Raw genomic sequence first — 12,606 nt, forward strand, 5'->3', positions numbered from 1 at the left:
GCTCCGCTATCGCGAGCAGGCTCACTCCTACAAGGAAATGTGCTCAGGGCTTAACCTTGCGCCCGGCCATATGCTGCAAATACCCGATCAACATCTGCAAATCCCCCTCCGGCAACACCTCTACCGAAAACCCCGGCATCTTCGCCTGCGGCCACTGACGCAAACTCTGCGGATCACGAATGTAGCGCTTCAAGAAATCCACCCCGAAATACTCAGTCGGGCTATACGGAATATTCAAATCCGGCCCGAACTGGGCATCCCCCGCACCGTTCAAACGGTGACACGCCAGACAATTCTTCTGAAACAGCGCAAACCCTAGATTTACCGGATCATCCGCCTTCAGCGCAGGATCCGGCAACAGGGCAGGGAAGCGCTCAGCCACCGGCGCCATGCGCTTGATGCTCGCCACTTCGAACGGCCATTGCTCGGGGCTGATATTGCCGGCTTGCGGGTCAGTCCACACCAGATAGAACGGCCCGGCGCTGTGCTTGCCTTCGGACAACGGCGGCCACGGCTGGGCTGGGTCTTCGATTGCCAGCCAGGCTCGCGAGCCTTGGCTGTTGAGTAGCGGCGCAGCGGCCAGTTCTGCGGCGAAGCCGTCCAGCGCCACCGCTTGCAGGTGATCGTCGGGTCTGATTCCGGTGAGCAGCGCGGCCATGGGCACGGCGCGATAGGTCATGTCCTTCTTGTAGGACACATCGTTTTTAATCGTGAGGGTTTGCACCTGAGGATGCTTGAGCAATTCCTCGGTCTGCCAGGTGCGGCTGTTTGCGCCCAACTGCAATTGCAGCTGGGCGGCAGACAAGGGCATGCTCAGCAGCATGGCCGCGAACACAATGAGCGCTTTCAAATGATCGCCGTCCATGTCGTGGGAGTGCGCAAAGGTTGGCACAGCCACGCTGGCCCGGGTAGCGGGCCAGTCATATTTTCAGTGGCGATAGATAGCACCTGCCGCTCGATTCAGCCGATTACCTTGGTCAAATTCGGCAAAATCAGCAACAGCGTCGTGGCGAAAAGAATGAGCCCTGCTTGACGAACTTTCGGTTGTTTGAACATGGCTTGACCGCCTTTATTGTTATTTCCTGATGCCTGCCTGCATATCCATGACGGCAAGCGCTGCACTTCCTGTTGAAGGACGCCGGCCTCGGCAAAACCCGACGACTCTGACGTACAAGTACTACCTTAGGGCCCGCGTCACGCTTGGCTTAGATCCATTTCATATGGAGCCGTTGTCATTTGCGATTAAAAAGGCATGAGGCGTATTGCCAGCTTCTTTGCCGCCCGCTTGCTAGACAACTCGCCGACCTGAACCGGTTCACCCAAGGCATGATGACCGTCCGTCTGAGCGTGCGGGTCAAGCGCATTGAGCGCTGTGGTCATTGAATCAATGGCTGCTCGGGGCAAGAGTGGAGCCTCAGGAAATCACTCACCCCGCACTGGTTCGAGGACGTCATGACCCAAGCTTTGATATTCGATGCGTTACGCACGCCGCGCGGCAAAGGCAAGGCCGATGGTGCCCTGCACAGTGTCAAACCGGTGAACCTGGTTGCCGGTTTACTGACCGCACTGCAAACGCGCACCGCGCTGGACACCAGTCAGGTCGATGACGTGGTCCTTGGTTGCGTCACGCCGATTGGCGATCAGGGCTCCGATATCGCGAAAACCGCCGTGCAAGTGGCCGACTGGGACGTCAGCGTGGCCGGCGTACAAATCAACCGCTTCTGCGCCTCGGGGCTGGAAGCGGTGAACCTCGGCGCGATGAAAGTGCGCTCCGGTTTCGAAGACCTGGTGGTGGTTGGCGGCGTCGAGTCGATGTCGCGGGTACCGATGGGCAGCGATGGCGGCGCCTGGGCGCTGGATCCGCAGACCAACCTGCACAGCCACTTCACCCCGCAGGGTGTCGGTGCGGATTTGATCGCTACACTCGAAGGCTTCAGCCGCGAGGATGTCGATGCCTACGCGCTGCATTCGCAACAGAAAGCCGCACGGGCGCGGGCCGATGGTTCGTTCAACAAATCCCTGGTGCCAGTGCAGGATCAGAACGGCATCATTCTGCTCGATCACGATGAGTTCATTCGTGCCGAATCGACGCTTGAGGGCTTGGGCAAGCTCAAGCCGAGTTTTGAAATGATCGGCCAGATGGGCTTCGACGCAACCGCGCTGCGGGTCTACAGCCACGTCGAACGGATCAATCACGTGCATACGCCGGGCAACAGTTCCGGGATTGTCGACGGTGCGGCGCTGATGCTGATCGGTTCCGAAGCCAAGGGCCGCGCGCTGGGCCTGCAACCTCGGGCGCGAATTGTCGCCACGGCAGTCACCAGCACCGATCCGACCATCATGCTCACCGGCCCTGCGCCTGCCACGCGCAAAGCGCTGGCCAAGGCTGGCCTGCGCGTGGAAGACATCGACCTGTTCGAAGTCAACGAAGCGTTTGCCTCGGTGGTGTTGAAGTTCATCAAGGACATGGCCGTTGACCCGCAGAAGGTCAACGTCAACGGCGGCTCCATCGCCATGGGCCACCCGCTGGGCGCCACCGGTTGCGCGATCCTCGGCACCTTGCTCGATGAACTGGACGCGCGGCGCCTGCGCTATGGCCTGGCGACGCTGTGCGTCGGCGGCGGCATGGGCATTGCCACCATCATCGAACGCCTCTGAGCCCCGTATTCAAGGAACCTTGTTATGAGCGAAGCCATTCGTTACGAAAAAGGCCAGGACGCTATCGTCGTGCTGACCATCGACATGCCGGGCCAGAGCGCCAACACCATGAACGCCGTGTACCGCGAGGCCATGGCCGGGTGTGTCGCCCGGCTGGTCGCCGAAAAAGACACTATTGCTGGTGTGATCATTACGTCAGCGAAAAAAACCTTCTTTGCCGGCGGCGACCTCAATGAACTGATCAAGGTCGGCAAGCCGCAAGCCAAAGCCTTCTACGACATGGTACTGACCCTGAAAGGTCAGTTGCGCACTCTGGAAACCCTCGGCAAACCGGTGGTCGCGGCGATCAACGGCGCAGCACTGGGTGGCGGGTGGGAAATCTGTCTCGCCTGTCATCACCGCGTGGCTTTGGATGATGCAGCGGTGCAGCTCGGTCTGCCGGAAGTGACCCTTGGCTTGTTGCCGGGCGGCGGCGGGGTGGTGCGCATGGTGCGCATGCTCGGCATCGAGAAAGCGCTGCCATATCTGCTCGAAGGCAAGAAAGTCCGTCCGCAGCAGGCGATGCAGGCTGGTTTGATCGATGAGCTGGCGGCGGATCGCGATGAACTGCTGGCCAAGGCTCGCGCCTGGATTGTTGCCAATCCGGCAGCGGTACAACGTTGGGATGTGAAGGGCTATCAGCTTCCTGGCGGCACGCCGTCGAACCCGAAAGTCGCGCAAATGCTGGCGATTGCGCCGTCGATCCTGCGTAGCAAGACCCAAGGCACGATGCCCGCGCCGGAGAAGATTCTGTGTGCGGCGGTTGAGGGCGCTCAGGTCGATTTCGACACCGCGCACTTGATCGAAACCCGTTATTTCACCGAACTGACCACCGGGCAGATTTCAAAAAACCTGATTGGCACGTTCTGGTTTCAGCTCAACGAGATCAACGCCGGTGGCTCGCGGCCACAGGGTTTTGCGCCGTATAAAACGCAGAAGGTCGGCGTGCTCGGTGCCGGGATGATGGGGGCCGGGATCGCTTTCGTCAGTGCTTCGGCCGGTATAGATGTGGTGCTCAAGGACATCAACCTGGCGGCGGCCGAGAAAGGCAAAGCCCATTCGGCGGCGTTGCTGGACAAGAAAGTCGCTCGCGGCCAGATGACAGTCTCACAGCGTGAGACTGTGCTGGCACGGATCAAACCCTGCGAGAACGATGCGGATCTGGCTGGATGCGATCTGATCATCGAAGCGGTGTTTGAGGATCGCGAACTCAAGGCCAAGGTTTCTTCTGCTGCCCAGCAGGTTGTCGGCGCGCAAGCGGTCATCGCTTCAAACACCTCGACACTGCCGATCACTGGATTGGCGACTGCTGTGCCGGATCAAAGCAAATTCATCGGTCTGCACTTCTTCAGCCCAGTGGAAAAAATGCCCCTGGTGGAAATCATCAAAGGCGCGCAGACCAGCGATGAAACCCTCGCGCGCGGCTTCGATTTCGTCCTGCAAATCAAAAAGACCCCGATCGTGGTCAACGACAGTCGCGGTTTCTTTACCTCACGCGTATTCGGCACTTTCACCAATGAAGGCATCGCGATGCTTGGCGAAGGCGTGAGCGCGCCGATGATCGAGACCGAAGCGCGCAAGGCCGGGATGCCGGTCGGGCCTCTGGCGATCTCTGACGAAGTTTCCCTCAGTCTGATGAGCCATATCCGCAAGCAAACGGCCAAGGACCTACAAGCGGAAGGGAAACCGCTGATTGAGCACCCGGCTTTCGCCGTGATTGACTTGCTGCTCAACGAATACAAGCGTCCGGGCAAGGCCGCGGGTGGCGGTTTCTACGATTATCCGGCGGGAGGCCAGAAGCATTTGTGGCCGGAACTGAGGGCGCGTTTCGAGAGGGCCGACGGGCAAATCTCGCCGAAGGATGTGCGTGATCGTTTGCTGTTTATACAAGCCATCGAAACCGTGCGCTGCGTGGAGGAGGGCGTGTTGACCTCGACGGCGGACGCCAACGTCGGCTCAATCTTCGGTATCGGTTTCGCCGCGTGGACTGGCGGTGCGCTGCAATTCATCAATCAGTATGGGGTGAAGGATTTCGTCGCCCGGGCGCAGTATCTGGCCGAGCAGTATGGCGAGCGCTTCACACCGCCGGCGCTGCTGCTGGATAAAGCCGCAAAAGGTGAAATGTTCTAAGGGGAGCGGGGAGCGAGCACTTCGGGGCTTGCCTTGCCAGGGTGTTTCAAGGCAGGCTCTGGGGTGTTCATTATTCCCATCACGTGTCAGGTATTTTTTATGTCGCTACGCATCTGCATTCTGGAAACCGACATCCTGCGTCCGGAACTGGTCGATCAATATCAGGGTTACGGGCAGATGTTTCAGCGCCTGTTCTCGCAGCAGCCGATCGCCTCCGAGTTCACTGTCTACAACGTGATGCAAGGCGAATACCCGAGCGACGATCAAACCTTCGATGCGTACCTGGTCACCGGCAGCAAGGCCGATTCGTTTGGCACCGATCCGTGGATCCAGACCCTCAAGGAATACCTGCTGAACCGTTACGAGCGCGGCGACAAGCTGCTCGGCGTGTGCTTCGGTCATCAATTGCTGGCATTGCTGCTGGGTGGCAAGAGCGAGCGTGCGACTCAGGGCTGGGGCGTCGGCACTCACAATTACAAACTGGCTGCCAAGGCGCCGTGGATGAACCCGGTGCGTGAAGAACTGACGCTGTTGATCAGCCATCAGGATCAGGTCACTGCGCTGCCGGAAAACGCTACGGTCATTGCTTCGAGCGATTTCTGCCCGTTTGCGGCGTATCACATCAACGATCAGGTGCTGTGCTTTCAGGGGCACCCGGAATTCATCCACGATTACTCCCGGGCCTTGCTGGATTTGCGTCAGGAAGCGCTGGGTTCGCAGATTTACAGCAAAGGTGTCGCGAGCCTGGAGCAGGAGCATCACGGCGCCACGGTTGCAGAGTGGATGATGCGCTTTGTGGCGCATAAGCCTGAGGTCGCTTAATAGCAGATCAAAAGATCGCAGCCTTCGGCAGCTCCTACACCGAAACCCTGTAGGAGCTGCCGAAGGCTGCGATCTTTTTGCTTTTCTACAACCACCCCGACTTCTTGAAACTCGCCCACAAACTCACACACCCCACCGTAATAAACCCCAGCACACCGAAATAGCCGTAATGCCAACTCAGCTCCGGCATGTTCTGGAAGTTCATCCCGTAAATCCCCGCCACCGCCGTCGGAAACGCCAGAATCGCCGCCCAGGCAGCGAACTTGCGCTGCACCACGCTCTGGCGTGACGCCTCAAGCAGCACACCAATTTCGATGGTCTGGCTGGCAATGTCGGCCAAGGTGCTCAGGTCTTCCATCTGCCGTGTCACGTGGATCTGCACGTCGCGAAAGTACGGGCGCATGTTCTTGTCGATAAACGGGAAGCTCAGCTTCTGCAATTCCTCGCCAATCTCCACCATCGGTGCCGCGTACCGGCGCAGGCGCACAACGTCGCGGCGCAAACCGTGCAGCTTCTGAATGTCACGCTCGTTTAATGCGCTACACAGCACGTTACGCTCCAGCTCATCAATCTCGGCATGGATCGCTTCACCGACCGGCTGATAATTCTCGATAACGAAATCCAGCAGCGCATACAGTACGAAATCTTCCCCATGCTCCAGCAACAGCGGACGCGCCTCACACCGTTGGCGGACATGGGCGTAGGACGCCGAGTGGCCATTGCGCGCCGTAATGATGTAGCCCTTGCCAGCGAAGATGTGCGTTTCAATGAACTGCAGGACGCCGTTTTCACGGATGGGCGAGTAGGTGACGATAAACAAAGCGTCGCCAAAGGTTTCCAGCTTTGGCCGACTGTGTTTTTCCAGCGCATCCTCGATGGCCAGTTCGTGCAAGTTGAACTGACGTTGCAGGTTGGACAGCTCGCGCGCGTCGGGCTCTTCCAGGCCGATCCAGACAAAGTGGCCGGTTTTTGCGGCCCAGGCCGCGCCTTCATCAAGGGAAATATTGGTGACTTTCTTACCTTCGCTGTACACCGCAGCAGCAACAACTCGACCCATGGTGGTGATTCACTTCTTCTTGGCAGATGGCAGGGAATGCAAGGCTTCAGCTTAGCCGTGTCGCTGCTTGAGAGTCAGTGAAATCTGCACAGTTCAGCGGGCAAAAGAAAACCCGCACAGGGCGGGTTTCATTTTCAGGCAGCTTGCAACTGCCGATCCATCGATTCGATGCACTCGCGCATCTGCTCGCGGCACTGATCGATGAGCATGGGCATGTCGTCCATCGTCAATCCGGCGGTAGGAATGGCCGGCAGCGAGCGTATGAGGATTTTCCCACTGCGCCAGCGATTCAAGTGCATATGTTTGATGTAGCTGCTGACACATACCGGAACGATCGGCACGCCAGCGGCAATCGCCATCTGGAACGCGCCTTTCTTGAACGGCAACAGCTCTTCGCCGAGATTGCGTGTGCCTTCGGGGAACACCCAGATCGAGGTGTCTTCGTTCTGCAGAGTGTTGGTTGTCGTGAGCATGGACTGCCGTGCCTTTTGCGCATTACCCCGGTCGATCAACACATTGCCCGCCAGCCAGAACAGTTGGCCGAACAGAGGCACCCACTTCAGGCTCTTCTTGCCGATACACACAGTACGACGGGGCACGACGTTGCCGAACACGAACAGATCGTAGTTGGACTGATGGTTGGCGATGATCACGCAGCTGTCAGGCTTGTTCATCAGGCCGCTGACATCCGTTTTCACCCGCAGGCGCAAAATGCACATGGCTGGCAATGCGTAGAGGCGGGCGCACAAACGGCTGTTGTCCGGATTGAACGGGCGGCAGATCCCGAGGATCACCCCGAGTACGCCTGCCAGAATAAAGTGCAGGCCCATCAATAACATACGAAACACGAACAGCATTTTCAGGCCCCACCGGGACAAAAGGTGGCGCAGTGTACGGATGTGCACTGTTTTCGGCAATTGCCGCTATAGAGTGCGGAGATAGGCGATGTTTAAGCGCATGTTTCCAAGCGGCTCGTCAGTGCCGTCCTAGAGCCGCTACAGCGATTTTCAATCGAGCGTGCAAGAAAAAGCCCGACACGATGGTCGGGCTGTTCTTCGCCGCAGAGTTTTGGGGATTAACCCAGATGCTCCTGATCCTGAACGATCGCATTGTCCAGGGTTTCCAGCAGCGCTTTGCGCACCTTCAGCTTGGTGTTCTTGTGCGCGAGCATGTTGATCTTCTTCAGCTGACGTGCGGCAGCCAGAGCGGCGCCTTGCAACTCCTCGGCGGAAACCACCTTGTCAAGGAAGCCGGCATCCACGGCGCTTTGCGGATCGAACATCTCGCCGTTGATCACCGAGCGGTGAAACGCCGAACGACGCAGACGATCACGGGCCAGCTCAATACCGGCGTGGTGCATGGTCATGCCGATCTGCACTTCGTTCAGACCGATGCTGAACGGGCCATCGACGCCGATGCGGTAATCGGCGGACAGCAGGATGAAAGCGCCTTTGGCCACGGCATGGCCCGGGCAAGCGACAATTACCGGGAACGGGTGAGAGAGCAGGCGACGCGCCAGAGTCGAACCGGCAGTCACCAGCGCCACCGCTTCTTTAGGGCCGGCGGTCATCACTTTCAGGTCATAGCCGCCGGACAGAATTCCCGGCTGACCGGTAATGATCACGATGGCACGATCAGTCACCGCCTGATCCAGCGCCGCGTTAAACGCCGCAATCACGTCCGGGGAAATGGCATTGACCTTGCCATTGCTCAGGGTCAGGGTCGCGATACCGTCTTCGAGGTGGTAGGAAATCAACTCACTCATGACGCTATTCCTTGTAAGAAAGATGGGCAGACGTTACCCACCGACGCCAGCCAGGTAAAGCGCCGTGACTGACCCGCCAGTCACCGTTTTCAGCCCCGCCCGGCGCAGCACGCCATTCTCCTTCTATATAGAAGAGGCGCCATTACCAAAGATTGGCCGGTTTGCCATGGCCCGTCCGCGGCCAAAACCACTTTTTCGCTTAACCGCATGAAAATTCTGAAAAAAAGTTTGCCATCGGAAAAGCTTTCGACTACATTAGCGCGCCTCGACAGACAGAACATGTTTGAAGAGATGCGGTGAAGTGTCCGAGTGGCTTAAGGAGCACGCCTGGAAAGTGTGTATACAGGAAACTGTATCGAGAGTTCGAATCTCTCCTTCACCGCCACATTCAGTACACAAAACCCCTGATTTCGAAAGAAGTCAGGGGTTTTGTGGTTTCTGGCGTCTGGATTTTATTGGCTGCGCAGTGATGTCTGCTGTGACCGATTACAATCGCGGGCTTATTTTTCAGTAAAGGGACGACATGCCATGATCATTTCCACCACTCACGCGATTGAAGGCCGTCAGATCACTGCGTACCTGGACATCGTCAGCGCGGAATCGGTGCAGGGCGTCAATGTGATTCGCGATATGTTCGCCGGTATGCGCGACTTTTTCGGTGGCCGTTCGCAGACCCTGGAGCGGGCTTTAAAGGAAGCTCGCGTTCAGGCGACGGAAGAACTCCGCGAGCGAGCCCAGGCTCTGCAGGCAGATGCGGTGGTCGGGGTGGATTTCGAGATCAGCATGCCTGGCGGCAAAGGCGGAATGGTTGTGGTATTTGCGACCGGCACGGCGGTGAAGTTGCGCTAATTTGCTATCAGGCCTGTGAGCCCATTCAGAATCGAATGGGCTGTTTTGGTTGGCGCTCAGCCCTGCGGCTTGAGGATCACCAGCCCTTTATTGTCATAGGTCAGCGGTGTGTCGATAGCGACAAGCGCAGGCGTGTCGGAGGGTTGACCCGGCTGCACCGGCTGCACCGGCTGGCTCGGATGGTAAATGACGCCAGGCTGTAGAACCGGCGTATCCGGACCTGGTTGTTTGATGGTTATTTCACCGGAAGCAATCTTGTCCTTGAGTTTTTCCGCCCCGGCTTTGCCGGCTGCGATTTGTTCGTCCGTGAGCTTTACGACGGGCAGGTTTGAAAATCCGTTGATTTGCATGTTCTCTCCTTGAGATTCATTTGTGTGAAAAAGGGCAACGGCCTGTCGGTGGAATTCTTTAGCCCTGTGGGATCAATGGCCCATGTCCGTGTTTAATTTTCCTAGGCCATTCGTCGGGCATCAGCGGATCTGAATAACAAGTCCAGGAATGACCGACTAGTCTCAAAAGCCTGGGAGGTCGATATTTTTCAGGCAGAAAGGTTTTGCCGGTGTCGACCTGTGGCGAAGAGGCGAAGGTATGACTGATCCGTATATCGAAGACGATGGCGCTGAATTTTCCTTCAACAATTGCGTGCGGTGCGGCCAGACCGAATACCAGGCAGGCTTTGGCGAGGATCCAGTGCTGACCGGCAAGATCAAATCGACGCCACCGAAGGGACCGAAAGCGAAATTTCTGCCCAAGGTTACCGTGAGAGCCAGAAAGTAAGCATTTTGCGAACAACCCCGTCTTTGAGCGGGGTTTTTTGTGTCTGACGAATGGATTGGGAAGCGTCCTACAGGTGATCGAGTTGTTGCTGGGTTTTTTTCACAAACTTTTCACGTCGGGCAAAGTAGGGTGAAGCCATCCGTTAGAAAGCAAGTCTCCAGCCCGTCTCCCCAGCGGGCTTTTTTTTGCCTGTCATAAAACCTTTCGCAGAATCGCTGTCCAATCGGCGCCGAGTGCGCGCGAGCCTGTGCTTGCGTCTGGACTTTTGTGCGCCGAGCGCATTAAATCCCGGCCCATTTTGTCATCCCATTTTTTGAGGTTTTTGTCATGCGTTTAACTCTGCCTGCTCTGGTTCTAGGGCTTCTGGTTGCTCAAGGTGCATTGGCTGCCGGCGATGGCACGGCTGCGCTGGGCGGTGGCCTGGGTGGCGCGTTGGGTAATGTGCTCGGTCAGAAAATGGGCGGCAGCACCGGTGCCGCAGTGGGTGCCGGCGTCGCGGGCGCGGCGGGCAGCGCACTGGCGGCGCGCAAGGGAAGCCGTACCAAAGCGGCCATCGGCGGTGGTGTCGGTGCGGCGGGCGGTTCGGTGATTGGCAACAGCCTCGGCGGCAAGACCGGCGCGACCATTGGTGCTGGCCTCGGCGGTGCAGCCGGCGGCGCAGTCGGCAGCAACCTGTCCAAAGGCCACAAGCGTCACTGAGACTGATCGTCTCGCAGAAACAGCCCGGCTCGATGCCGGGCTTTTTCGTTGCTGAACGTTTTTCCCAAAGGTGCCTCCAATCTCACATAGGCCCTTGTTTGGGCGGACTGTCCCGATTCGGGAACTGTGAGGTTCATATGCGATTGTCATTATCTGCACTGTTTTTCGGATTGCTGGTGGCGCAAGGCGCAATGGCTGCCGGAGATGGCTCGGCAGCCGTCGGAGGTGGACTCGGCGGCGTGCTGGGCAACGTGGTCGGCGGACAGTTGGGCGGTAGCACCGGCGCGGCGGTCGGTGCCGGGGTGGGTGGCGCGGCTGGCAGTGCGGTCGGGGCGAATAAACATAATCGCACCGAAGCCGCCATTGGCGGTGGCCTCGGCGCCGCAGGTGGCTCAGTGGTCGGCAATAGCTTGGGCGGATCAACCGGTTCGGCGGTCGGTGCAGGATTGGGCGGCGCGGCGGGTGGTGCGGTCGGCAATAACCTGGGTGACGATGGCGGATCTCATTCGGGCGGCCACAAGCACAAGAACAAACACAAGAACCGCCATCATTGATAAGCGGTTCAGCAGAAACCCGGCCTCGTGCCGGGTTTTTCGTTTTTGCCGGTCAGACTCAGGAACGATTGGCCGTAGGACTTTTCGAACTTCATACACTCCCCCGAAATGATGAGGTATGCCATGACTCCCGAAACCGAAGGCAAGGAAGAAAAAGGCCCGAGTGGGCTGCCGTTTATCAATGATCCGGGGAATGAGGATCCGGGGTCGTTGATGGATGATGCGACGGTGCCGTTGAATGATTCGGATGAGGCGGATATGGAGTATGAAGAGGATGAGGATGAGCAGTGAACAGATGCCTTTCAGGTCACGTCTGTTGATGACCTGAACCGACCACTACTGGGCCTGTGTTTTTCAGGCCCTTGAGAAATTAGTGGTGATTCGAAAGTTGTTTAGTCGGAATGGACCTACAGAAGCTAACGATCAACCGGTTACTCCTGTTTTTCCAGTAAAAACTTAACGTGCTCCAGCCATTCGTTCCCATTTGGCCATTCGTGCCAGTAGCAATAACAACACCCTATTTCTTTCAGTAGAAAGTTTCGTAAGTCATTTTCCGTAAGGTTTAATGCCAATAATGCTTCAATTTCTTTTACTACATTGAGTAGTGTCGCCTTCTCGGAATCTGCTATGAACGACTTGATAATATCGTCTGCCAGTGCGGACTCACACATCCAATCTTCATGAAAATATGCGCCGAGGAATTGGAAAAGCTCAGGGAGGTCATCATTTGTCATTTACGAATCCTGTCAAAATAAAATAGCCGAGTGGTGTTTTTTCTTCACGCTGGATTATCAATCTAATGCTGAATAGCGGTTCCAATTTTCCGCTCTGCCGAATAACACCTACGCCTGCCGGGGCAGTTGTAGGTTCATTGATAACAAACTTTTTTCCTTTACCTTTGAGAAAGCTATCTATCTTGTTCTGATTGTTTTTGATCACGCGTGATATGGCGGATTCGGCTTCGGTCCTAGTGAGAAATGTGGAGGCAATGGGTATGTTTGGCTCTGCTTTTAACCTATCTCTTAACTGCGCCTCAGAGCGTTCAACATGTTTTTTGTAAACATGCCCGCCCCGAGAATCATTTGCCCTCAGTCCACCCCCCGGCACTATCTCACTATAGGGCCCATCAGCTTGTATTGCTCCCGGACATGGATTACAAGCCAACCCCAACGGATCCACCCACCCCGTCGGATTCGGCACGTACTGGTACTGATTCAACCCACCGGCCAACTTGATGGGATCCGGCGTCAGATACC

General features: G+C 57.2%; 15 protein-coding genes and 1 tRNA gene. 9 read left to right on the forward strand and 7 right to left on the reverse strand.

What is annotated here, in order from left to right; genetic code table 11:
- Positions 1-43: 43 nt before the first annotated feature.
- Entirely contained in the window at positions 44-865 is an 822-nt protein-coding gene (locus ACIPIZ_RS24450; protein ID WP_064391213.1) for a cytochrome c, read from the reverse strand.
- A 587-nt stretch (positions 866-1,452) separates the two neighbouring features.
- Between ACIPIZ_RS24450 and ACIPIZ_RS24455 the strand changes: the two genes are divergently transcribed.
- The 3 genes from ACIPIZ_RS24455 (at position 1,453) to ACIPIZ_RS24465 (ending at position 5,649) form a co-directional block, all read left to right on the forward strand.
- Complete coding sequence (locus ACIPIZ_RS24455) at positions 1,453-2,658, forward strand: acetyl-CoA C-acetyltransferase (RefSeq protein ID WP_401167923.1); 1,206 nt, start codon at positions 1,453-1,455, stop codon at positions 2,656-2,658.
- 24 nt (positions 2,659-2,682) lie between these two features.
- The gene (locus tag ACIPIZ_RS24460; RefSeq protein ID WP_401167926.1) at positions 2,683-4,827 is read left to right on the forward strand and encodes a 3-hydroxyacyl-CoA dehydrogenase NAD-binding domain-containing protein; all 2,145 of its coding nucleotides are present in this window, start codon (positions 2,683-2,685) and stop codon (positions 4,825-4,827) included.
- 99 nt (positions 4,828-4,926) lie between these two features.
- A complete protein-coding gene (locus tag ACIPIZ_RS24465; protein WP_401167928.1) occupies positions 4,927-5,649 on the forward strand; it encodes an amidotransferase in 723 nt (240 codons plus the stop codon).
- An 85-nt stretch (positions 5,650-5,734) separates the two neighbouring features.
- Here ACIPIZ_RS24465 and ACIPIZ_RS24470 read toward each other — a convergent pair whose 3' ends face one another.
- The 3 genes from ACIPIZ_RS24470 to ACIPIZ_RS24480 form a co-directional block, all read right to left on the reverse strand.
- Positions 5,735-6,706 (reverse strand): magnesium and cobalt transport protein CorA, encoded by a 972-nt coding sequence (locus tag ACIPIZ_RS24470; protein ID WP_064391217.1) that lies wholly within the window; start codon positions 6,704-6,706, stop codon positions 5,735-5,737.
- A gap of 134 nt (positions 6,707-6,840) precedes the next feature.
- Complete coding sequence (locus tag ACIPIZ_RS24475) at positions 6,841-7,563, reverse strand: 1-acyl-sn-glycerol-3-phosphate acyltransferase (protein ID WP_064391218.1); 723 nt, start codon at positions 7,561-7,563, stop codon at positions 6,841-6,843.
- 218 nt (positions 7,564-7,781) lie between these two features.
- Positions 7,782-8,471: a crotonase/enoyl-CoA hydratase family protein gene (locus ACIPIZ_RS24480; protein ID WP_064391219.1), complete on the reverse strand. Its 690-nt coding sequence runs from the start codon at positions 8,469-8,471 to the stop codon at positions 7,782-7,784.
- Between the two features lie 295 nt (positions 8,472-8,766).
- Here ACIPIZ_RS24480 and ACIPIZ_RS24485 point away from each other — a divergent pair.
- Together ACIPIZ_RS24485 and ACIPIZ_RS24490 are read left to right on the forward strand one after the other, a co-directional pair.
- A tRNA-Ser gene (locus ACIPIZ_RS24485) sits at positions 8,767-8,856 on the forward strand.
- A gap of 143 nt (positions 8,857-8,999) precedes the next feature.
- Complete coding sequence (locus ACIPIZ_RS24490) at positions 9,000-9,320, forward strand: YbjQ family protein (RefSeq protein ID WP_064391236.1); 321 nt, start codon at positions 9,000-9,002, stop codon at positions 9,318-9,320.
- A 56-nt stretch (positions 9,321-9,376) separates the two neighbouring features.
- Here the strand turns inward: ACIPIZ_RS24490 and ACIPIZ_RS24495 are convergent, their stop codons facing one another.
- On the reverse strand, positions 9,377-9,670 hold the full coding sequence (locus ACIPIZ_RS24495) for a hypothetical protein (protein WP_150647131.1): 294 nt from the start codon (positions 9,668-9,670) through the stop codon (positions 9,377-9,379).
- Positions 9,671-9,908: 238 nt separating this feature from the next.
- Here ACIPIZ_RS24495 and ACIPIZ_RS24500 point away from each other — a divergent pair, with 238 nt between their 5' ends.
- From ACIPIZ_RS24500 to ACIPIZ_RS24515, 4 genes are all read left to right on the forward strand, one after another.
- Positions 9,909-10,097 (forward strand): hypothetical protein, encoded by a 189-nt coding sequence (locus ACIPIZ_RS24500; protein WP_064391238.1) that lies wholly within the window; start codon positions 9,909-9,911, stop codon positions 10,095-10,097.
- A 327-nt stretch (positions 10,098-10,424) separates the two neighbouring features.
- The gene (locus ACIPIZ_RS24505; protein ID WP_064391239.1) at positions 10,425-10,796 is read left to right on the forward strand and encodes a glycine zipper domain-containing protein; all 372 of its coding nucleotides are present in this window, start codon (positions 10,425-10,427) and stop codon (positions 10,794-10,796) included.
- Between the two features lie 137 nt (positions 10,797-10,933).
- Positions 10,934-11,350 carry a YMGG-like glycine zipper-containing protein gene (locus ACIPIZ_RS24510; protein ID WP_064391240.1) on the forward strand — a complete coding sequence of 139 codons (417 nt, stop codon included), beginning with the start codon at positions 10,934-10,936 and terminating at the stop codon, positions 11,348-11,350.
- 123 nt (positions 11,351-11,473) lie between these two features.
- Complete coding sequence (locus ACIPIZ_RS24515) at positions 11,474-11,641, forward strand: hypothetical protein (protein ID WP_163005296.1); 168 nt, start codon at positions 11,474-11,476, stop codon at positions 11,639-11,641.
- A gap of 140 nt (positions 11,642-11,781) precedes the next feature.
- Here the strand turns inward: ACIPIZ_RS24515 and ACIPIZ_RS24520 are convergent, their stop codons facing one another.
- Both ACIPIZ_RS24520 and ACIPIZ_RS24525 read right to left on the reverse strand, forming a co-directional pair.
- Positions 11,782-12,084 (reverse strand): contact-dependent growth inhibition system immunity protein, encoded by a 303-nt coding sequence (locus ACIPIZ_RS24520; RefSeq protein WP_105709312.1) that lies wholly within the window; start codon positions 12,082-12,084, stop codon positions 11,782-11,784.
- A partial coding sequence (locus ACIPIZ_RS24525) for an RNase A-like domain-containing protein (RefSeq protein WP_401167937.1) occupies positions 12,074-12,606 on the reverse strand: 533 nt, incomplete at its 5' end. The genes ACIPIZ_RS24525 and ACIPIZ_RS24520, both read right to left, overlap by 11 nt.

The organism is Pseudomonas sp. NPDC087690, assembly GCF_044743175.1.
Taxonomy (GTDB): Bacteria; Pseudomonadota; Gammaproteobacteria; order Pseudomonadales; family Pseudomonadaceae; genus Aquipseudomonas.